This is a genomic window from Bradyrhizobium sp. WBOS08 (genome assembly GCF_024585125.1).
GTDB lineage: Bacteria > Pseudomonadota > Alphaproteobacteria > Rhizobiales > Xanthobacteraceae > Bradyrhizobium > Bradyrhizobium japonicum_B.
Genome location: NZ_CP028988.1, coordinates 5541356 through 5562567, shown reverse-complemented (window position 1 = coordinate 5562567; position 21212 = coordinate 5541356). Strand labels below are relative to the sequence as shown.

Annotated in this window: 19 protein-coding genes; 13 read left to right on the top strand and 6 right to left on the bottom strand. The window is 66.4% G+C overall.

Annotated features, from left to right (window positions below; translation table 11 throughout):
• Positions 1-6: 6 nt before the first annotated feature.
• Positions 7-1869, top strand: coding sequence for an ABC-F family ATP-binding cassette domain-containing protein (locus tag DCM80_RS26090; protein WP_257194340.1), 1863 nt, complete (start codon positions 7-9; stop codon positions 1867-1869).
• Positions 1870-1966: 97 nt separating this feature from the next.
• Here the strand turns inward: DCM80_RS26090 and DCM80_RS26085 are convergent, their stop codons facing one another.
• The 4 genes from DCM80_RS26085 to DCM80_RS26070 all read right to left on the bottom strand — a co-directional run bounded on the left by DCM80_RS26085 (position 1967) and on the right by DCM80_RS26070 (position 5818).
• On the bottom strand, positions 1967-2935 hold the full coding sequence (locus DCM80_RS26085) for a tripartite tricarboxylate transporter substrate binding protein BugD (RefSeq protein WP_257194339.1): 969 nt from the start codon (positions 2933-2935) through the stop codon (positions 1967-1969).
• 278 nt (positions 2936-3213) lie between these two features.
• Positions 3214-3693: a hypothetical protein gene (locus tag DCM80_RS26080; protein WP_257198050.1), complete on the bottom strand. Its 480-nt coding sequence runs from the start codon at positions 3691-3693 to the stop codon at positions 3214-3216.
• A gap of 166 nt (positions 3694-3859) precedes the next feature.
• Positions 3860-4312 (bottom strand): DNA polymerase III subunit chi, encoded by a 453-nt coding sequence (locus DCM80_RS26075; protein WP_257194338.1) that lies wholly within the window; start codon positions 4310-4312, stop codon positions 3860-3862.
• 6 nt (positions 4313-4318) lie between these two features.
• A complete protein-coding gene (locus DCM80_RS26070; RefSeq protein WP_257194337.1) occupies positions 4319-5818 on the bottom strand; it encodes a leucyl aminopeptidase in 1500 nt (499 codons plus the stop codon).
• 340 nt (positions 5819-6158) lie between these two features.
• Between DCM80_RS26070 and lptF the strand changes: the two genes are divergently transcribed.
• The 9 genes from lptF (at position 6159) to DCM80_RS26025 (ending at position 16080) form a co-directional block, all read left to right on the top strand.
• Positions 6159-7328: an LPS export ABC transporter permease LptF gene (gene lptF, locus DCM80_RS26065; RefSeq protein ID WP_257194336.1), complete on the top strand. Its 1170-nt coding sequence runs from the start codon at positions 6159-6161 to the stop codon at positions 7326-7328.
• Positions 7325-8422 (top strand): LPS export ABC transporter permease LptG, encoded by a 1098-nt coding sequence (gene lptG / locus DCM80_RS26060; RefSeq protein WP_257194335.1) that lies wholly within the window; start codon positions 7325-7327, stop codon positions 8420-8422. Before lptF ends, lptG begins: the two co-directional genes overlap by 4 nt.
• A complete protein-coding gene (locus tag DCM80_RS26055) occupies positions 8422-10902 on the top strand; it encodes an LPS-assembly protein LptD (protein ID WP_028136826.1) in 2481 nt (826 codons plus the stop codon). Before lptG ends, DCM80_RS26055 begins: the two co-directional genes overlap by 1 nt.
• 69 nt (positions 10903-10971) lie before the next feature.
• Positions 10972-11907 carry a SurA N-terminal domain-containing protein gene (locus DCM80_RS26050; protein ID WP_257194334.1) on the top strand — a complete coding sequence of 312 codons (936 nt, stop codon included), beginning with the start codon at positions 10972-10974 and terminating at the stop codon, positions 11905-11907.
• A complete protein-coding gene (pdxA, locus tag DCM80_RS26045; protein WP_257194333.1) occupies positions 11907-12953 on the top strand; it encodes a 4-hydroxythreonine-4-phosphate dehydrogenase PdxA in 1047 nt (348 codons plus the stop codon). Before DCM80_RS26050 ends, pdxA begins: the two co-directional genes overlap by 1 nt.
• A complete protein-coding gene (gene rsmA, locus DCM80_RS26040) occupies positions 12953-13810 on the top strand; it encodes a 16S rRNA (adenine(1518)-N(6)/adenine(1519)-N(6))-dimethyltransferase RsmA (RefSeq protein ID WP_257194332.1) in 858 nt (285 codons plus the stop codon). The genes pdxA and rsmA overlap by 1 nt, the downstream gene beginning before the upstream one ends.
• A gap of 23 nt (positions 13811-13833) precedes the next feature.
• On the top strand, positions 13834-14892 hold the full coding sequence (locus tag DCM80_RS26035) for an alcohol dehydrogenase (protein WP_028136830.1): 1059 nt from the start codon (positions 13834-13836) through the stop codon (positions 14890-14892).
• A 77-nt stretch (positions 14893-14969) separates the two neighbouring features.
• The gene (locus DCM80_RS26030; RefSeq protein ID WP_257180376.1) at positions 14970-15206 is read left to right on the top strand and encodes a hypothetical protein; all 237 of its coding nucleotides are present in this window, start codon (positions 14970-14972) and stop codon (positions 15204-15206) included.
• A 157-nt stretch (positions 15207-15363) separates the two neighbouring features.
• Positions 15364-16080 (top strand): Crp/Fnr family transcriptional regulator, encoded by a 717-nt coding sequence (locus DCM80_RS26025; protein WP_257194331.1) that lies wholly within the window; start codon positions 15364-15366, stop codon positions 16078-16080.
• Positions 16081-16088: 8 nt separating this feature from the next.
• Here DCM80_RS26025 and DCM80_RS26020 read toward each other — a convergent pair whose 3' ends face one another.
• A complete protein-coding gene (locus DCM80_RS26020; RefSeq protein WP_257194330.1) occupies positions 16089-16826 on the bottom strand; it encodes a Crp/Fnr family transcriptional regulator in 738 nt (245 codons plus the stop codon).
• Between the two features lie 151 nt (positions 16827-16977).
• Between DCM80_RS26020 and DCM80_RS26015 the strand changes: the two genes are divergently transcribed.
• Positions 16978-17217 (top strand): hypothetical protein, encoded by a 240-nt coding sequence (locus DCM80_RS26015; RefSeq protein WP_257194329.1) that lies wholly within the window; start codon positions 16978-16980, stop codon positions 17215-17217.
• A gap of 17 nt (positions 17218-17234) precedes the next feature.
• Positions 17235-17936 carry a Crp/Fnr family transcriptional regulator gene (locus DCM80_RS26010; protein ID WP_257194328.1) on the top strand — a complete coding sequence of 234 codons (702 nt, stop codon included), beginning with the start codon at positions 17235-17237 and terminating at the stop codon, positions 17934-17936.
• A 16-nt stretch (positions 17937-17952) separates the two neighbouring features.
• On the opposite strand, the gene DCM80_RS26005 is transcribed toward DCM80_RS26010, so the two are convergent.
• A complete protein-coding gene (locus tag DCM80_RS26005; RefSeq protein ID WP_257194327.1) occupies positions 17953-18579 on the bottom strand; it encodes a cupin in 627 nt (208 codons plus the stop codon).
• 1281 nt (positions 18580-19860) lie between these two features.
• On the opposite strand from DCM80_RS26005, the gene DCM80_RS26000 reads away from it, so the two are divergent.
• Positions 19861-21201: a caspase family protein gene (locus tag DCM80_RS26000; protein ID WP_257194326.1), complete on the top strand. Its 1341-nt coding sequence runs from the start codon at positions 19861-19863 to the stop codon at positions 21199-21201.
• Positions 21202-21212 lie beyond the last annotated feature (11 nt).

Here is a 21212-nt window from a genome sequence, read left to right as displayed (position 1 = left end):
GGCCGCATGCTATCCATTACCGACCTCTCCATCCGCCTCGCCGGACGCCTTCTGATTGACCAGAGCTCCGTGCAGATCACGCCGGGCTCGCGCGTCGGCCTGGTCGGACGCAACGGCACCGGCAAGTCGACGCTGTTCAAGGTGATCCGCGGCGAGCTGGCCGCCGAGCATGGCTCGGTGACCTTGCCGCCGCGCTGGCGGATCGGCAGCCTGGCCCAGGAAGCCCCGAACGGACCGGAAAGCCTGATCTCCGTCGTGCTCAAGGCCGACCTCGAACGCGACGCGCTGCTCACTGAAGCCGAGAGCGCGACCGATCCGCATCGGATCGCCGAGATCCAGACCCGCCTCGTCGACATCGACGCGCATTCGGCGCCGAGCCGCGCCGCCGCGATTCTCTCCGGCCTCGGCTTCTCCGCCGCCGATCAGCTCCGCCCCTGCGCCGAATTTTCCGGCGGCTGGCGCATGCGCGTCGCGCTGGCCGCCACCCTGTTCGCGGCGCCCGATCTGTTGCTGCTCGACGAGCCCACCAACTATCTCGACCTCGAAGGCACGTTGTGGCTGGAGGATCACCTCGCGCATTATCCGCGCACGGTGATCGTGATCAGCCACGACCGCGACCTGCTCGAAAGCTCGGTCGACCAGATCCTGCATCTGGAGCGCGGCAAGCTCACGCTCTACAAGGGCAGCTATTCCTCGTTCGAGGAGCAGCGCGCCGCGCGCGAACTGCTCGATGCCAAGGCCGTCAAGCGCCAGGAGGCCGAACGCGCGCGCCTGCAGGCCTTCGTCGACCGCTTCAAGGCCAAGGCCTCGAAGGCCCGGCAGGCGCAGTCGCGCGTCAAGATGCTGGAGCGGCTGAAGCCGATCACCGCGCTGGTCACCGAGGACGTGCGCGAGATCAGCTTCCCGGCGCCGGAGAAGATCCTCTCGCCGCCGATCATCGCGGTCGACAACGCCTCGGTCGGCTACGATCCGGCCGCGCCCGTGCTCAATCGCGTCACCTTGCGCATCGACAACGACGACCGCATCGCGCTGCTCGGTGCCAACGGCAACGGCAAGTCGACGCTGGTCAAGCTGCTGGCCGGACGCCTCGCGCCGTTCTCCGGCAAGGTGACGCGCGCCGACAAGCTGTCGATCGCCTATTTCGCGCAGCACCAGCTCGACGAGCTCAACGAGGACGCCTCGGCGTACGACCACGTGCGCAAGCTGATGGGCGATGCGCCCGAAGCGAAAGTGCGGGCGCGCGCCGGTGCGATCGGCTTCTCCGGCAAAGCGGCCGACACCAAGGCCGGCAAATTGTCCGGCGGCGAGAAGGCTCGGCTGCTGCTCGGCCTTGCCACCTTCTTCGGCCCCAACATGATCATCCTGGACGAGCCGACCAACCATCTCGACATCGACAGCCGCGGCGCGCTTGCGGAGGCGATCAATGAATTTCCCGGCGCGGTGATCATGGTCTCGCACGACCGCTATCTGATCGAGGCCTGCGCCGACCGGCTCTGGATCGTCGCCGATCGCACCGTCACCAATTACGAGGGCGACCTCGACGAATATCGCCGCCTGGTGCTGTCGACCCGCAACGGCGAGCCCGCCCCGCGCGAGCGCAGCGCACCAAGCGAAAAGCCGCAGCGCGCAAGGTCGGACAATCGCGGAGGCTTGAAGAAGCGCATCGCCGAAGCCGAAGCCGAGATCGCCCGCGTCAGCGAGATCATCGCCAAGATCGACACGGCGCTGGCCCTGCCCGACATTTTCACGCGCGATCCAAAGCAGGCCGCGCAGCTATCGAAGGCGCGCGCCAACGCGGCCGACGCGCTGGCGCGGGCGGAGGAGCAATGGCTGGAGGCGAGCACGCAGTTCGACGAGGCGGCGGGGTAAGCGAGCTCTCGTGTCCCGGACGCGGCGCGGCATGAAATGACGCGACGCAGAGCCGGGACCCATGCGTCAGCGCGGCACGCGGCTCCTGGACCCCGGCTCAGTCCGCGTACTGCCCCGCCGCCTTGATGATCGGCGCCCAGCGGTCGATCTCGCTCGTCAGCATCGCGCCCAGCGCCTCGGGCGTCGCCTTGTCCTGCGGCACCGGCTCGGTGTTGATGTCGTTGAACCGTGCGATCAAGGCGGGATCCCTGAGTGCGGCCTGCAGCGCCGCCGTCAGCTTCTGAATCACCGCCGGCGGTGTGCCCTTGGGCGCATAGATGCCGTGCCAGACGCCGAGCTCGAACCCCTTGAGGCCGGCCTCGTCCGCAGTCGGCAGGTCGGGAAGGCTCTTCAGCCGCTCCTTGGTGGTGATCGCGTAGGCCTTGACCTGCTTGGCCGTGATCGGACCGGTGGTGTTGGTCGCCTGGTCGCAGGTGAGATCGATCTGCTTGCCGAGCAGATCGTTCATGATCGGGCCGTTGCCCTTGTACGGCACCGTGGTGAGCTGCTTCTGGATCGCCGTCATGAACAGCATGCCGCAGAGATGCGATGCCGCACCCAACCCGGCATTCGCGTAGGTCAGCTTGTCGCCCTGCTGCTGGGCGTAGGCGACCAATTCCTTGAGCGTGTTGGCCGGAAAATCCGCACGCGCGATGATGGTCATCGGCGCGTTGGTCACCAGCCCGATCGGCGCAAAGGCCGTCTTGGTGTCGTAGCTGAGGTTGCGGTACAGCGTCGCCGCGGTCGAGATACCGACGTGATGGATCAGCAGCGTGTAGCCGTCCGGCTGGGCGCGCGCGGCGCGGGTCGAGCCGATGGTGCCGCCGGCTCCGGTCGCGTTCTCGACGATGACCTGCTGGCCCAGCGATTTGGCCATGCCTGCCGCGGTCAGCCGCGCGATGGTGTCGGTCGGCCCGCCGGCGGCGAACGGCACCAGCATGGTGATGGTTTTCGTCGGATAGTCCTGGGCCAGCGCCGCGCTAAGCGGCAGAAGCAGAGCCGATACGAGGACAGTGACGAACCGCATAGTTTCCTCCGGATTGTTGTTGGCGCCATCAAAGCGCATTCCGGAGCGTGGGGCCATCAGCAAAGCGACGCATCAGGTGTGCGACGATCAGTGCGAACGAGACGGCGGGGTAGACGAGTTCTCGTGTCCCGGACGCGGCGCGGCATGAAATGAGGCGACGCAGAGCCGGGACCCGCGCTTCACAGCGCTCGGCTCCTGGGCCCCGGCTCAGCAGCGCATCGCTTTACGCGCTGCGCTGCGTCCGGGACACGGCATGCATCAGCAGCGGCGATATCAACTTACGTGTGCTTCTTCTTCGGCTTGGCCGCCCTTGGTACCGGCTGCGGGTCCGGATTGCCTTCGATCGAGGACAGCCGTCCGGCGGTGAAGGTGTAGATGCCGGCGCGCGGGCCGGTGGCCCACATCACCACCGCAACGCGGCGGCCGGCGGCATCGTTGGAGAGGTTGACGCTCGAGGGCGCGCCGATGCCGCGCACCACGTCGCATTCGGTATGGCCGAGCGCGACCGTGCCACCCATCGGCGCCGGCGTCGTCGATGCGTTGGCATCGGCCGGCCCGGGCGGCGCCATGCCGGGACAGCCGCCGTCGGCGCTGACGAGATCCTCAGCTCCGACCGGCTTGTCGGGGGTCAGCGGCGGCGATTCGATCGAGATGTTCTTGATGAAGAGACGGCCCGGTTTCCGGAACCATTCCGCATCCTTCGACAGCAGATCGCTCCCGCCCGAACAGCCCGCGACCAGCGGTGCTATTGCAGCCAACGCAAACAGGAGCGACTTGGGAAGCTTTTGATGTCGCACGATAAACCAAATTCCCCGCGTGAAGGGTCAGCCCTAAGCGATTGTCCCAACATCACTTTGCGGCACGAAGGTGACCAAAGCCAGCGTCGCCCGAAAAGTGCAAATTATCATTAATTGCGAAGGGCCCCTAATTCCGCTTCTGCCACCGGCCCCGCTCGTCGGCCTGCCAATAGGTGACATCAAATCCCCGCGCCTTGCAATCCGTCCAGGCGCTGCGGGCGAGCGCCAGCGCATCCGGATCGTCGCCGTTGAACAGCAACACCATGCGCGCATAGCCCTGCGCGTCCTCCGGCAGGGCGGCATTGTCGACCAGGAAGCGGACATGGGCGCCGTTCGGATTGCCCTGCTCGATCGCCAGCACGATCGGCTGATCGGCGGCATCGCTCACGCGCCAGGTCGCATGCGGCAGGAAGGAATCGTCGCGATAGGTCCACAAATGCGCATCGAGCGCGTCGGCGCGTTCTTCCGAGGTCGACTGCACCACGACGCGCCAGCCGCGCTCGAGCGATTTCTCGAGAAGCGGCGGCAACACGTTCTCCACCGTCATGTTTTGCAGATGATAGAACAGGACTTCAGTCATCTCGGGTCATTTGCGTTCGTAATGGTCGGCGACCAGGCGGTCGAGCAGGCGGACGCCATAGCCGCTGCCCCAGCTCTGGTTGATGTCGGTCTTGGGCGCGCCCATGGCGGTGCCGGCGATGTCGAGATGGGCCCATGGCGTGCCGTCGACGAAGCGCTGCAGGAACTGCGCCGCGGTGATCGAGCCGCCATGACGGCCGCCGGTGTTCTTCATGTCGGCGAACTGGGAGTCGATCAGCTTGTCGTATTCCGGACCGAGCGGCATGCGCCAGACCTTGTCCCCGGTTTCGATGCCGGCCGTCAGCAGACGTTCGGCCAGCTCGTCGTTGTTGGAGAACATGCCGGCATGGTGGGTGCCGAGCGCGACCACGATCGCGCCGGTCAGGGTCGCCAGATCGACCATGAATTTCGGCTTCACCTTCTTGGCGACGTACCAGAGCACGTCGGCCAGCACGAGACGGCCCTCGGCGTCGGTATTGATGATCTCGATGGTCTGGCCCGACATCGAGGTGACGATGTCGCCCGGCCGCTGCGCATTGCCGTCGGGCATGTTCTCGACGAGGCCAATGGCGCCGACGACGTTGGCCTTGGCCTTGCGCGCCGCCAGCGCGTGCATCAGGCCGACGACGCAGGCCGCGCCGCCCATGTCGCCCTTCATGTCCTCCATGCTGCCGGCCGGCTTGATCGAGATGCCGCCGGTGTCGAAGCAGACGCCCTTGCCGACGAAGGCGACCGGCGCCTCGCCCTTCCTGCCGCCGTCCCAGCGCATGATCACGGCCCGGCTCGGCCGCGCCGAGCCCTGGCCGACACCGAGCAGCGCGCCCATGCCGAGCTTCTGCATCGCCTTGACGTCGAGCACCTCGACCTTGACGCCGAGCTTGCGGAGCTGACTGGCGCGGCGCGCGAACTCCTCGGGGAAGAGCACGTTCGGCGGCTCGTTGACGAGGTCGCGCGCGATCATCACGCCGTCGATGACATGGCCGGCCGCGACGAACGCCTTCTTCGCGGCAGCGGCATCGCCGACCGCCAGCGAGATGTCGGCGCGCGAGCCGCCCTCCTCGCCGTCCTTCTTCTTTGTCTTATAACGGTCGAACTTGTAGGCGCGTAGGCGCAGGCCGGAGGCGACCGCAACCGCCTGCTCGCTCGTCATTGCTCCCGCCGGCAGTTCCGCCATGACGGTCATGGCGGCAGTGCCGCTGGGAAGCTTGCTCGCGGCCACACCGCCGAATTTGAGGAAATCGTTCGTCTTCAGGTCGGTCGCCTTGCCGGCGCCGATCACGAGCAGGCGGGTGGCCTTCACGCCCTCCGGCGCCAGGATGTCCAGCGCGGCCCCGCTTTTCCCTTTGAAGGCGGCGGCAGCCGCCGCACGCTTCACGAGATCGACAGCGCCGCCCAGCGCCTTGGCCGTCGCGGGACCGACCTTGAGGCTGTCGTCGCAGAACACGACCAGGATGCCACGGGCGGCTGATGACAACGGGACGAAGCCGACCTTGATGGCATCGGACATGGGTAACTCCTTTAAAAGCCTTGATCTTTTCTCATTCGCGGCGATCCGCCGGGGCGAGCCCTGAACGACGATTCACTGAGCCTTGCGCACTATGGGCCAGCGGCCGGGCCAATGCCAAGCGCCCCCGTGGCCTCAAGGCCACAACGAGCGAAATATTAACCATATATTGAGGGTGCCACGGGCCAGCCATTTTGTTGACGGATCAAAGGGATGGTAGTGAGAGAGTGAGCTGGCGGAAGAGCCCTGTGGCCAACCTTGGGGATCCCCTGATCGGGGATTGGTTGGGCAAGCGGAATTTTCGGCCGACATTGGGGACGTGGTGGGGTTCGTGCGGTAGCGCATGGGGTCGATCGATAGGTATATCTTCCGCACGACGCTGGCGTCGTTTGCGCTGGTCCTGGTCAGCCTCACCGGCGTGATCTGGATTACGCAGGCGTTGCGCGGCATCGACCTGATGACGAGCCAGGGTCAGACCATCCTCACCTTCCTCGGCATCACCAGCCTCGTCGTCCCGGCCCTGGTGCTGATCATCTCGCCGATCGCGCTGATGATCGCGATCTCGCACACGCTGAACAAGCTCGCGACCGATTCCGAGATCATCGTGATGAATGCCGCCGGCTTCTCGCCGTTCCGGCTGTTCTATCCGTTCTTCTACGCCACCTGCGTGGTGGCGCTGCTGGTCGCCTTCATCGCGGCCTATCTCGCCCCCGACGGCATGCGGCGAATCAAGCAGTGGGACGCCGAGATCACCGCCGACGTGCTCACCAACATCCTGCAGCCCGGCCGCTTCGCCCAGCTCGACAAGAACCTCACGATCCGGATTCGCGAACGCCTGCCCGGCGGCGTTCTTGCCGGCATCTTCATCGACGACCGCCGCGATCCGAACGAGCGCGTCTCGATCGTCGCCGAACGCGGCGAGATCGTGAAGAACGACACCGGCTCGTTCCTGGTGCTGGAGACCGGCAATCTGCAGCGCTTCGAGGCGGGCAAGCGCGATCCGGCGCTGGTGGCTTTCGGCCGCTACGGCTTCGACATGTCGAAATTCTCCAACCAGGGCCGCGACGTCACCCTCGGCATCCGCGAGCGCTATCTCTGGGAGCTGTTCTCGCCGTCCGAGGACGACCCCGTCTACAAGCAGATTCCAGGGCAATTCCGCTCGGCCCTGCATGACAGCCTGCTCGCGCCGATCTATCCCTTCGCCTTTGCCGTGCTGACCTTCGCCTTCCTCGGCGCGCCGCGCACCACCCGCCAGAGCCGCAACTTCTCGATCGGCTCGTCGATCATCGCGGTGTTCGGGCTGCGCATGGCGGGCTTTGCCTGCTCGGTGATGGCGGTGAAGTCGTCGGGCCCGGTGCTGGTGCAATACGCGATGGTGTTCGGCGCCATCGGCCTCGGGTTGTGGATGATCATCAGCGGCGTCGTGGTCGAGCCGCCCCCCGGCCTGATGGAGGCCATCAACAGGTCGAACGCGCGCATCGCGCGGCTGTTCGGACGTCCGGCCACCGCATGAGCATGCTCACCAACACACTCGGGCGCTATTTCGCCGGCCGCTTCGTGGTCGCGGCGCTCGGCGTGTTCGCGAGCATCTTCCTGCTGCTGGTTCTGGTCGACTACATCGAGATGGTGCGCAAGACCTCCGGCCTTGCCTCCGCCTCGGCGCTCATGGTGGCCGAGACCTCGCTGTTCCGGGTGCCGCAGCTCCTGGAGAAGCTGACGCCGTTCTGCATGCTGATCGGCGCCATGACCTGCTATCTCGCCCTCTCCCGCCGGCTCGAGCTCGTGGTCGCCCGCGCCGCCGGCATCTCCGCATGGCAGTTCATCGCGCCGGCGCTCGGCAGCGCGCTCCTGATCGGCGTGATCGCCACCGTCGCCTACAATCCGATGTCGGCGAACTTGCGCGAGGCCTCCAAGCGCATGGAGGCCGAGCTGTTCGGCTCGGCTCCGGGCGGCGGGATCCAGGACGCTTCCGGCTTCTGGCTCAATCAGGTGACCAGCGACGGCCAGACCATCATCAATGCGGCGCGCAGCGAGCAGCAGGGCATCCGGCTCACGGGGCTGACGCTGTTCCGGTTCGACCCGGACCAGCACTTCAAGGAACGGGTCGAGGCGCGCGAGGCGACGCTCGAGGCCGGCCGCTGGCTGTTCAAGGGGGTCCGCCGCTTCTCGCTGGACGCCCCGCCGATCGACCAGGCCAGCCTGGAGATTCCGACGACGCTGACCGAGGCGCAGGTCCGCAACAGCTTTTCCACCCCCGAGACTGTGTCCTTTTGGCAACTACCGAGCTACATCCGCTCGTCCGAAAGCTCGGGCTTCGCGACAGCCGGATACCGACTCCAGTATCAGAAGCTTCTGGCACAGCCGTTTTTGCTTGCCGCCATGGTGATGCTCGCGGCCTCCGTGTCGTTGCGCTTCTTCCGGATGGGCGGCGTGCAGAAGATGGTTTTGAGTGGCGTGGGCGCAGGCTTTCTGCTCTACGTTCTGTCGAAAGTAACTGAGGATCTGAGCAAGGCTGAGTTGATGCATCCGATCGCTGCGGCGTGGTTGCCCGTTGTAGTGGGCGGCCTCACCGGCTTTTTGGCCTTGCTCTACCAGGAGGACGGTTAGTGAGTGCCGTCCAACGAGGGCTCGTGTCTCGGTTGACGCGGCGCATCTTGGTGCGCGCGGACGGGCGCGGCTTGTCCAGGCTGCTGCTCGCCGTCGTGACCGCGGCCTCGCTCGGTGGGCTGATCGACGTTGCCGCCGTGACGCCGGCCTCCGCCCAATATACCTACAATCCGCTGCCGCCGCGTCCGAAGCCGCCCAAGGCCCCCAACGACAACCAGATGCTGGTTCAGGCGACCGAGGTCGACTACGACTACAATAATTCGCGCGTCTCCGCGGTCGGCAACGTCCAGCTGTTCTACAACGGCACCAGCGTCGAGGCCGACAGGGTCATCTACGACCAGAAGACCAAGCGGCTGCATGCCGAAGGCAACATCCGCATGACGGATGCCGACGGCAAGATCACCTATGCCGAGATCATGGATCTCTCCGACGATTACCGCGACGGTTTCGTCGATTCGCTGCGCGCGGACACCGCCGACCAGACCCGCATGGCCGCCAGCCGCGCCGACCGCTCCAGCGGCAATTACACGGTGTTCGAGAACGGCGTCTACACGGCCTGCGCGCCGTGTCGGGACGATCCGAAGAAGCCGCCGCTGTGGCAGGTCAAGGGTGCGCGCATCATCCACGACCAGCAGGAGAAGATGCTGTATTTCGAGACGGCACAGATCGAGTTCTTCGGCGTGCCGCTCGCCTACATGCCCTATTTCTCGACGCCCGACCCGACCGTGAAGCGCAAGAGCGGCTTCCTGATGCCGGGCTATTTCCCGGGCACGACGAACACGGGATTCGGCGCGGAGGTTCCTTATTACTGGGCGATCGCGCCCGACATGGACGCGACTTTCACCCCCCGCTTCATGACCCGGCAGGGCGTGATGCTGCAGGGCGAATTCCGTCAGCGCCTGATCGACGGCGCCTACCAGATCCGCGCTTACGGCATCAACCAGCTCGATCCCGGCGCGTTCTCCGGCCAGCCCGGCGACCGCGACTTCCGCGGCGCCGTCGACACCAAGGGTCAGTTCGCGCTGAACGACAAATGGGTCTGGGGCTGGGACGGCGTCCTGATGTCCGACTATTATTTCTTCTCGGACTACCGCCTCTATCAGTACCGCGATCCGCTCGGCTCGTTCCTGCTGCTGCCGACGGAGGCGCTGTCGCAGCTCTATCTGACCGGCGTCGGCAACCGCAGCTTCTTCGACGCGCGCACGATGTACTGGCTGAGCTATTCGGGCAACCAGAGCCAGGTGCCGATCGTCTATCCGGTGATCGACTATTCCAACGTGCTCAACTATCCGGTCTTCGGCGGCGAGGTCAGCTACAAGACCAATTTCGTCAACCTGTCGCGTGACCAGGCGGTGTTCGATCCGATCACGACGACCGCCAATACCAGCAGCCTGTGCACGACGGCGTCGGCCGATCCGCTCGCCCGCATGCCCTCGCAGTGCCTGCTGCGCGGCTTCGCCGGCACCTACACCCGCCTCACGGCGGAAGCGCAGTGGCGCAAGTCCTTCACCGATCCGTTCGGCCAGATCTGGACGCCGTTCGCGAGCCTGCGCGCCGACGCGATCAACTCCTCGGTCTCCAACCAGCCGGGCGTGTCGAACTATCTTCCGGTCGGCGACACCCAGGCGTTCCGCCTGATGCCGACCGTGGGCCTCGAATACCGCTACCCCTTCATCAACATTCAGCCCTGGGGATCGACCACGGTCGAGCCGATCGCGCAGATCATCATCCGGCCGAACGAGACCTATGCCGGCAGGCTCCCGAACGAGGACGCCCAGAGCCTGGTGTTCGACGCCTCGAACCTGTTCAGCGTCGACAAGTTCTCCGGCTACGACCGCGTCGAGGGCGGCGGCCGCGCCAATGTCGGCGTGCAGTCCACCACGCAGTTCGACCGGGGCGGCGCCGTCAAGGTGCTGTTCGGCCAGTCCTACCAGCTGTTCGGCTTGAACTCCTTCGCGGTCAACGACGCCATGAACACCGGCCTCAATTCCGGCCTGGACAAGCCGCGTTCCGATTACGTCGCGAGCACGAGCTACTCGCCCAACAGCACCTACACCTTCAGCGTCCGCTCCCGCATGGACGAGCAGACCTGGAACGTGCAGCGCTTCGAGGCGGAAGGCCGCGCCAACTTCAATCGCTGGGCGGTCAGCGTGATCTACGGCAATTACGCAGCCCAGCCGGAGCTCGGCTATCTCACGCGCCGCGAGGGCATCCTGACCACGGGCTCGCTGAAGGTGGCGACCAACTGGGTGGTGTCGGGCTCGGCGCGGTGGGATCTCGAGGCCAACAAGATCAACCAATATGTGCTCGGTGCCGGCTATGTCGACGATTGCTTCGTGCTGGCGGCGAACTATGTAACTTCGTATAGTTATGCCGCGGGAACCGCGCCGCCCACGCTGAGCCACGCGTTCATGTTCCAGATCGGTCTGCGCACGCTGGCGACCTCGTCGGCGAGCAGCAGTTCCGCCGGCCTCCAGTGAACGGTTTGAACTGCCGGCCGCGCTTGCCCCTCTCACAGGCTCGACGCGGCTGACATGCGAGCGACAATCATGACGACCCCATTGCCCGTCTTCCGCCTCCTGCTTGCCATCGGTGCCGGGCTGATCCTGACCGCACTGCCCTCGCCGTCGCGCGCGCAGAACATCGTCGTCATGGTCAACGGCGATCCGATCACCGATTTCGATATCGAGCAGCGCTCCAAGCTCGACCAGCTGACGACGCAGAAGACCCCGAGCCGGCAGGACGTCATCAACCAGCTGATCGACGACAAGGTGAAGATCAAGGAGGGCAAGAAGTACGGGGTCGATCCCAGCGCCTCCGACATCAACCAGTCCTTCGAGGGCATGGCGCAGCGCATGCGCATTACCTCGGACCAGCTCGCCAAGTCGCTCGAATCCAAGGGCCTCCGCCCCGAAACGCTGAAGAGCCGCATGAGGGCCGAGATGGTCTGGGGCAGCCTCGTGCGCGGCCGCTTCAAGGAGAAGCTGCTCGTCGGCGAGCGCGACGTCGCGCAGGCCGTGCAGGCCCAGACCGGCGACAAGCTGCAGGTCGAAGGCACCGAGTACAAGATGCAGCCGATCGTGCTGATCGTGCCGCGCGGCTCGTCCTCCGCGTTCATGGAGACCCGGAAGAAGGAAGCCGAGAGCTATCGCGCGCGGGTCGGCAGCTGCGAGGAAGCCAATTCGCTGTTCCGCTCGACGCCGAACGCCACCATCCGCGACACCGTCACCAAGACCAGCGCCGAGCTGCCGGAGGCGCTGCGCAAGGTGCTCGACGATACCCCGATCGGCCACCTGACCGCGCCCGAGCTGACCAAGAACGGCATCGAGATGGTGGTGCTGTGCTCGCGCAAGCCGACCATGATCGACACGCCGAAGAAGCGCGAGGTCCGCGAGAAGATGTACCAGGAGAAATACGAGAAGACCCAGAAGGCCTATCTCGACGAGCTCCGCAAGGCGGCGATGATCGAATATCGCAACCGCTGATGGCCGATCGCGCAGCAAAGCCGCCTGCCCTTCCCCTTGCCCTGACCCTGGGAGAGCCGGCCGGCATCGGTCCCGACATCACGATCGCAGCCTGGCTGCGGCGCCGCGAGCTGAACCTGCCCGCCTTCTATCTGCTCGGCGACGAGGCGCTGATCGCGCGCCGCGCCAAGGCGCTCGCCCCGTCGCTGGGGGCCGGCGTCCGGACCGCGGCAGTGAGCCCCGGCGAGGCGGCTTCCGCCTTCAACGATGCGCTGCCCGTGGTCGCCACCGGCGAGCGCGCGACCGCCGAGCCCGGCAAGCCCGATGCATCGAGCGCGCCGGCCGCGCTTGCCTCGATCCGGCAGGCGGTAACGGATGTGCGCGAGGGCCGCGCCAGCGCCGTCGTCACCAATCCGATCGCCAAGAGCGTGCTCTACCGCGCCGGCTTCCGTCATCCCGGCCACACCGAATTCCTCGCCGAGCTCGCCGCAGAGAGCGGGCGCGTGCCGCAGCCGGTGATGATGCTATGGTCGCCGCAGCTCGCCGTGGTGCCGGTGACCATTCACCTCTCGATCCGCGATGCCCTGGCCCAGCTCACCAGCGAGCTGATCGTCGCGACCGTGCGCATCGTCGCAACCGAGCTGAAATCCCGCTTTGGCATCGCGCGGCCGCGCATCGCGGTCTCCGGCCTCAATCCGCATGCCGGCGAGGACGGCTCGCTCGGCCACGAGGAGCAGACCATCATCGCCCCGGCGCTGAAGGTCCTGCGCAATGACGGCATCGAGACCAGGGGCCCACTGCCCGCCGACACCATGTTCCACGAGGCCGCGCGCAGCACCTATGACTGCGCCATCTGCATGTATCACGACCAGGCTCTGATCCCGATCAAGACGGTCGCGTTCGACAACGCGGTCAATGTCACGCTCGGCCTGCCCTTCGTCCGCACCTCGCCCGATCACGGCACCGCCTTCGACATCGCCGGCACGGCCAAGGCCAACCCGGCGAGCCTGATCGCAGCCTTGAGGCTCGCCAGCCGCATGGCGGCTTCAGCAAGCTCACCAAGCTGATGAGCGCGATCGACGACCTCCCGCCGCTGCGCGAGGTCATTCGCCGGTACGCGCTGTCGGCGCGCAAATCGCTCGGCCAGAACTTTCTGCTCGATCTCAATCTCACGGCGCGCATCGCGCGCGCCGCGGCGCCGCTCGAGGAGTCCACCATCGTCGAGATCGGCCCCGGCCCGGGCGGGCTGACGCGCGCCCTGCTGGCGCTCGGCGCGCGGCGGGTCATCGCCATCGAGCACGACGAACGCGCGATCCCGGCCTTGCAGGATATTTCCACGCGCTATCCCGGCAGGCTCGAGATCGTGCATGGCGACGCCATGACATTCGATCCCCGCCCGTTGCTCGATGGCGAGCGAGCCAGGATCGTCGCCAACCTGCCCTACAACATCGCGACCCAGCTCCTGATCAACTGGCTCACCAGCGAGCCCTGGCCGCCCTGGTACGACATGATGGTGCTGATGTTCCAGCGCGAGGTCGCCGAGCGCATCGTGGCGCACGAGGACGAGGAGGCCTATGGCCGGCTCGGCGTGCTCGCCAACTGGCGCTGCGAGACCAAGATCCTGTTCGACATCGCGCCGTCCGCCTTCGTGCCGCCGCCCAAGGTCACCTCCTCCGTGGTGCGCCTCAAGCCGCGCGCGGAGCCGCTTGCCTGCGATCGCAAGCTGCTCGAACAGGTCGCAGCCGCCGCTTTCGGCCAGCGCCGCAAGATGCTGCGGCAGAGCCTGAAGGCGCTTCGAGCGGATCCGGCGCGGCTCGCGCAGGCCGCCGGCGTCGATGCGACCCGGCGCGCGGAGACCATTCCCATCTCCGGCTTTGTTGCCATGGCGCGCGAATTGGCGGATATACGCAGCGAAACCGAGTAACCAAGAATTCCGGAGGAAAGAAAATGGCGCTGATGCGCAGGCAGTCCCTGGTCAAGTTCGACGCGCCCTTGTGCGAGACCATCGTCGACACGCCGAAGCCGAAAGGCGCCGAGGTTCTGGTGCGCATCGAGCGCTGCGGCCTCTGCCATTCCGACCTGCACATCCAGGACGGCTATGCCGATCTCGGCGGCGGCAAGAAGCTCGACACCACGCGCGGCATGACGCTGCCGTTCACCCTTGGCCACGAGATCGCGGGCGTCGTCGACGAGGTCGGCCCGGACGTCGCGCCGAGTCTCGTCGGCGCCAAGAAGGCCGTCTTCCCCTGGATCGGCTGCGGCCAGTGCCGCGATTGCGCCAATGGCGACGAGAATCTCTGCGTGAAGCAGCGCTTCCTCGGCGTCTCCATCGACGGCGGCTTTGCCACCCACGTGCTGGTGCCCGACGCGAAATATCTGCTCGACTACGATCCCCTGCCCGTCAACCAGGCCGCGACCTTGATGTGCTCCGGCGTCACCGCCTATGGCGCGCTCAAGCGCCTGGTCGACCGTCCGCGCCAGCGCAACCTGCTGCTGATCGGTCTCGGCGGCGTCGGCATGATGGGATTGTCGTTCGCGCAAGCGATGTTCAAGCAGCCGATCACGGTCGCCGACCTCTCGCCGGCCGCGCGCGACACCGCGCTGAAGAATGGCGCCGCGGTCGCCTACGACCCGTCCGAGCCCGACGTGATCAAGCGCATCCTCAAGGAGACCGAAGGCGGCTTCGACGAGATCGTCGATTTCGCCGGCAACGAGAAGTCGATGGCCTTTGCCGTCGCGGTCGCCGCGCGCGGCGGCAAGATCGTGGTCTCCGGCCTGATGGGCGGCCAGTTCACGCTGCCGATGGTGCAATGGGTCTACAAGCGCATGACCATCGAGGGCTTCATGGTCGGCACGCTCGCCGAGGCCCATGAGCTGATGGCGCTGGCGCGCGCCGGCAAGATCAAGCCGACGCCGATGCGCGAGGAGCCGATGGGCGACGTCCAGAAATGGATCGACGAGCTCCGCGCCGGCAAGGTCGTCGGCCGCATCGTGCTGAAGAACTGATCGATCGCTGGCTGCGGGCCCGACGCAAGTCGGGCCCGCAGCACGGAACGCCTTCGGTCTCGCCGCGTTGGCAGCGCATGTCCATTCGCTGCACCGTCGAAAGCGCATTCTTCATCGCCTGGAGCTGCCTCGAGCAGAGCGGCGAGCTCGGCCCGCCGGACGAGAGCGCGAACTTCCTTCTCGATGCCATCGAAGCCCAGCTCAGGACCGGCGAACGCCGGCAGCTGATGCTCGCCAACAGGGCGATCGACGCCTATCGCGCGCACGCGGCCGAGCGCCGATCCACGGCAGACCGCGAAGCACGGGTGGGGTGATCTTCATCGCCGCCTGCGGTCTCCGCGGCCAAGGCAGCGCGCGCCAACTTTTCGGCCCCTGAGCCGCCCCTTGTGTGCACTTTGGAACCGTTGGTTCCGCCACGGAAACGTAGGGTTGCGACCGGCGCCGATTCCCGGCCAGCCAAGAGAAGAAACTGTGATCGGTCGGCCCGCGAACGATCTGCTCCGGCAGCTCGCCCCCCGAGATTTCGAGCTTCTTGCACCTCATCTCCAGCCGGTCGACCTCGAGGCGGGCCACATCCTGCATCATGCCGGCGACGCCGTGGCGGCGGTTCATTTCCCCTGCGGCCCCACGCTGGTGTCGTTCGCCGTTCCGGTCGAGGATGACCGCGAGGTCGAAAGCCTGCTGGTGGGACGCGAGGGGGCGGTGGGCGTTGCCGCCGGCCGCAATCCTTCGCTCGCCTATTCGCGCATCGTCGTGAAGCTCGGCGGCACGCTCGTTCGGCTGCCGCTGCGCGCGCTCGAGCAGGCGCAGCAGCGGTCGGCCGCGCTGCAAGAGGCGTTCTCGCGCTATGCCGATTGCCAGTTCGCGCAATTGCTGCAGAACGCGGCCTGCAACGCCGCGCATCCGATCGAGCAGCGCGCCGCCAAGTGGATCATCTCCACGCAGGCGCGGATCGGCCAGGCCGAGGTCCCCCTCACCCACGAGCAGCTCGCCGGCATGCTCGGCGTCTCCCGCAGCTATGCCAGTCGCGTCATCCAGATGTTCAAGGCCCGGCGCATCCTCGCCACCCGGCGCGGCGCCATCCTGATCCTCGACGCCGCGGCGCTCGACGCCAGGGCTTGCTGCTGCAACGATTGGGTGAAGAAGCATTGTGACGAAGTGCTCGGCGCGCCATCCGCCGATGGCTAGCGGCGGTCTCAGCCATGCCGCGGCGACTGCCGCTTCTGGTGCAGATAGATCGGGCTGAAATCGCCGAACCGCTGCAAGTCGCGCCATTTCAGCACGATCAGCTCGCCCTCACGCAGATCCATGGCGCCGCTGCGCCGGAGCTCGGCCAGCGTCCGGTTCACGGTCGCGATCGCCATGCCCAGCGTCTCGCCGAGTTGCGCCAGGCTGATCGGAAAGGGGCAGCGATTGCCGCGGACGAGCTGCGCGGCGCGGGCGCGGTAGAAAAGCTCGCAGAACAGGTGAGCCATGCGCGCCTGCATCGGCCGGGCGCTGTTGTTGGTGATGGCCTCGCGAAAGATCGCGGCATCGAGCAGCGTCTCGCGCCAGACGGCCAGCGCAAAGGTCGGCCGCCGCCGGAACGCGGTGAACAATTCGCGGTGCGGGATGAAGGCAACCGTGGCCGGCCCCAGCGCGCTCAATCCGTGGTCCATCTCGTCGATGAACAGGCCTTGCGCGTCCGGCAAGTCGCCGGTGAGGTGGAAGGCAAGATATTGTCGCCCGCCGCCGCCGAGCAGATGGTAGCGCGCGACCATGCCCGAGACGACCAGCACCGAATGTTCGGGTTCGTCGCCCTGGCGGATGAAATCCTCGTTCGGCTCGATATCGCGTAGCGTGAAGGTGAGCGCGCGAATCTCCTTTAGATCCTCCTCTGCGAGCGCGGTGTGCTCGGACAGGTTCCGGATCATCACGTCGTGGGCTCTTTCCATGGCGCCGCCAAAAATCGCACCGGTTCTATCAAATGATACGTCCGGCTCGGGTTCAGCGGACTAGAACGCGTTTCGGAAGCAGAGGTTGCTAAACGATCTGCGCCGTACAGGTCGCATCCACACCGTCACCTCGACGACGAGCCATCCTTTCATGAGCCCTACGACGATCCTGGAACGTATCCGCAGCCTGTTCACGGCGGATACCAGCGAGCACCTCGACCGCATCAAGAATGTCTTCGTCCAGGGCGCGCTGAAGCATCCGGTCCGGCCGATGTCCGATCAGGAGCTTGCCCGCGCCATTCGCGAGTTCCGCTCCGCGCCCGTCTCCGACTGGACCCTCGCAAAGCTCTCGCGGCGCTTCGTCGAGGCATCCAGGACGCGCGACGATTGAACCGGCACGCGAGGCTCATGCCGCATCCAAGGTTCATCGCGCGTCTGCAGGCCATCGAAGACCTGTCCGAGGACGAACGCCGACAGATCGCCGCCCTGCCCTCCACGCTGCGCCAGGTCGCCGACGGGGAGATCGTGTTGCGCCAGGGCGAGCCCGTCTCGCGCTGCGTCTTCGTCGTGCACGGCTTCCTCTACCAGGCCCGCATCGTCGGCGACCGCAGCCAGATCCTCGCCTTTCACGTTCCCGGCGACATGCCCTGCCTGCACACGCTGCTGGTCGCGCCGATGGATGCCGACCTCGTCGGGCTCGGACCGACCATCGTCGGCACCGTCGCGCACAGCCAGCTCAAGCAGCTTCTCGACGGCTCGATGCATTTGACGCGCGCGTTCTGGCGCGAGACGCTGATCGATGCGGCGATCTCGCGGCAATGGATCGCCCGTCTCGGTGCGCAGGCGGCCCTGGCCAAGGTCGCGCACCTCATCTGCGAGCTCGCCGCACGGCTGGAGATGGTCGGCCTCGTCACGGACGGCTGCTTCCAGATGCCGATGACGCAGCGCCACGTTGCAGATGCCTGCGGCCTCTCGATCGTCCACGTCAATCGCACCATCCAGGAGCTGAGGCAACGCAGGTTGATCGCCTGGGAGGGCAGCGAGATCGAGCTGCTGCAACCCGGGGAGCTGCGCAAGCTTGCGGATTTCACGCCCGACTATCTGACGTGAGCGGCGGACGCGACAGCTACCCGCCGGATCGTGATCGCGACCGCGCTTTCCGCCACGAGCGCAACAGCGGGCCGCCGGGTCCGAGGACCGGATCGGTCTTCGGCTTGCGGACCTTGGCGATGCGCTTGATGGCGTCGGGACGCTCACGCGTGTCGGTGCACTCGTCATAGGTCCCGTCCTGCGGATAGGCGCCGACCACCAGAAAGTCCCGACTGGATTCGATGAGCCGGTGTCCGGTGCCCGCGGGAAGCACCAGAACGTCTCCGGCCTTGACGCGCAGGATCCGGCCCTTGATGCCGCCGCACTCGATCCTGGCCGTGCCGCGTGCCACGCCCATCACCTCATGGATCTGCGAATGGTAATGGACGAAGTCATACACCGTGTCGCGCCATGACCGGCCCCAGCCATTCGCATCGAACATCGTGTCGATGATGACATCAGGGGGAAAGCGTCGGCTGTTCAGCCTCACCGCCCCGCGATAGAGCAACGCCGGAAATTTCGGATTGTTCGGCACGATGCCGTCGTCGCGAAAATGCAGTGCGGCCGGCTTTCGCGCCCGCACCAGCGCCCGCAACGCCGCGGCATCGGGACGATTCTCCACCAGCTTCCTGGCGAAATTCTTGACTTGGTCCTTGATCGGCATGGCGTCTCCTCAGCCCCGATTCAACCGCGGCAGAGGCGAGAAGTTTCCCGAGGTGAAAACGGCTTGGCCGGCGTCCTGCGCCCCGTGGCAAAACGCCAGCGGCTGAACTTCAATGAACTGCTCTCACCGCATCCACCGTCATTTCGGGATGCGTGCGCAAGCACGCAGGCCCGGAATCCATCGGGCCGCAGGCTCCGCCGCACGATGTAATCCGGGCTCGCCCTTTCAGGGTGCCCCGGAATGACCGAGCGGAGGCTGCGGCAACCGCTCGCGAGGCGTCGGGCAAAACACCCTGGTCAAGCCCTCGTCCCGAAAATATTCTACTTTCCAGAATTTCGGATTTGTGGCATAGGACGTCCATTCCGGCCCTGCCAGAGGGGCGCTTCGCGATCGTCACGAGATGCGGGTCGGGGTGCGGTGGACGCGGTAGCGCCGGCGCGAGAGGCGGTGACAGGGACGGGCGACCGTTGGTCATGCGCGGCGCGCTACGACACGGCGCGGTCACAGCGGCCTTGTTGATGGTCGGGGGCGCGCACATCGGGCCCCGGATGCTGAGGCAGGGACGTCCGCGGACGGAGAAGTCGTGTGGTCCCGACGCCCGGGGTTCTGGCGTCAAACCTCGCCGTGATGCGGCAGCCAACCGGCATGTGCATCGATCGGCGGCGAGGTGACGGGGGCAATAGTGCAACGCTCCCCGAGGAGAGCACGAAGGACACCGTTAAAACCATCCGCGCAGGGAAGGCCGGGCGACCGGCACACCTGTGATCCACCCCGTGTGCATTTTTCGTTGTGCACGGATCTGCGGGTGCCGCCGGCGCCCGGCCTTCCCTGCGCCCTCTGGTCTTTCATGAGGCGCGAAACGACAGCAAGCCTCGGGCGAAAGAAGCCGCGGGAATGCGAAGGCGCGTCTGCAATTACCAACGCCGATGAAGTGCGATCCGCTTGCCACATGCTCCGTCATTGCGAGCGCAGCGAAGCAATCCAGGAATCCCTCCGCAGAGGCAGTCTGGATTGCTTCGCTGCGCTCGCAACGACGTAGAGAGAGCGAGCAACATTCGCGCTCTCGTGCCCCGGACGCAGCGCAGCGTCTCTTCGACGCTGCGCTGCAGAGCCGGGGCCCATGCCGCAGCGGAGTTCGGCCTGCTGGGTCCCGGCTCTGCGCCGCAACGCATGCGCGTTGCGGCTTGTCCGGGACACGAGGGCAGGTTGCGCGCCCGTCTCACCCGCTTTTCGCCAACGCGCCTTGCTGCTAGACTGGCGCCATTACTTTGAGGAATTTTGATGCGCGCGAGGATTTTCAATCGCGTTCCGGGGCTGGCCGCGCTGGCGCTGCTCGTCGTCGTCGCGGGGCCCGCGGCGGCGGAAAAGCGTATCGCGCTGGTGGTCGGCAACTCCGCCTACAGGAACATCACGCCGCTCGACAACCCGTCCAAGGATGCGAGCCTGATGGCGGAGACGCTCGGTGCGCTCGGCTTCACGCTGGTCGGCGGACGCGCCCAGCTCGATCTCGACAAGGGCGCGATGGACCTCGCGGTGCAGACTTTCGGCCGGCAGGTCCAGGGCGCCGACGTCGCGCTGTTCTACTATGCCGGCCACGGCGTGCAGGTGGCCGGCTCCAACTATCTCGTGCCGGTCGGCGCCAATCCGACACGCGAGGCCGACGTCGATTTCCAGATGACCGACGTCAACCTCGTGCTGCGCCAGATGCAGGGCTCAGGCACCCGCCTCAACCTCGTGATCCTGGACGCCTGCCGCAACAACCCGTTCGGCTCGCGCGGCCTGCGCGCATCGGATGGCGGACTGGCGCAGATGCGCGCGCCCGAGGGCACGCTGATCTCCTATGCGACCCAGCCCGGCAACGTCGCGCAGGACGGCAGCGACGGTCACAGCCCCTATACGAAGGCGCTGGCGACCACGATCCGCGTCGCGGGCCTCGACGTATTCCAGACCTTCAACCAGGTCGGCCTCGCCGTGAAGCGCGCCACCGCGGGGGCGCAGCAGCCCTGGGTGTCGTCCTCGCCGATCGACGGCACGTTCTACTTCGTGCCGCCCACGCAAGCTGCACCGCCACCGGTCGCGGCGATGCACCCCGATCCCTCGCCTGCCGAACGTTTGCGCGCCGATCCCGACCGCGTCCCGTTGCGCGATGCGGCGCTGCTCAGTGAGCTCAGCGAGCGACTCTACGAGCTCAATTTCGATCCTGACACGCCCGACGGCCTGACGCGCTCCATCACGAAGCTGCAACAGCGCATCGCCATGGCCCCGACAGGCGAAGCCACCGAGGGCCTGCTGCTGCGATTGCGCAAGATGGAGGATCTCAAGCCCTGGGGCTCGATCGTCTACGGGCCCGACAGCAGCAAATGGGGCATCTCGTGGAATCATGCCTCGCGGCGCGCAGCGGTGGCGGACGCCCGCGGCAATTGCACCGGCGCCAAATGCCCGATCGAGCTTTCGTTCTACGGCAGAAGCTGCGGTGCGTTTGCAATCTCCGACAAGTCCTGGTCGCTGGTCCAGCGCGAGGGCGCGCAGCGGGCCCGGGACGCTGCGCTTGACGAATGCGGCAAGGCTGGCAAAGCTTGCCGCATTATCGGAGCCGTCTGTGCCGACGGCTCCGGTCGCTGATCCCTTTTCAT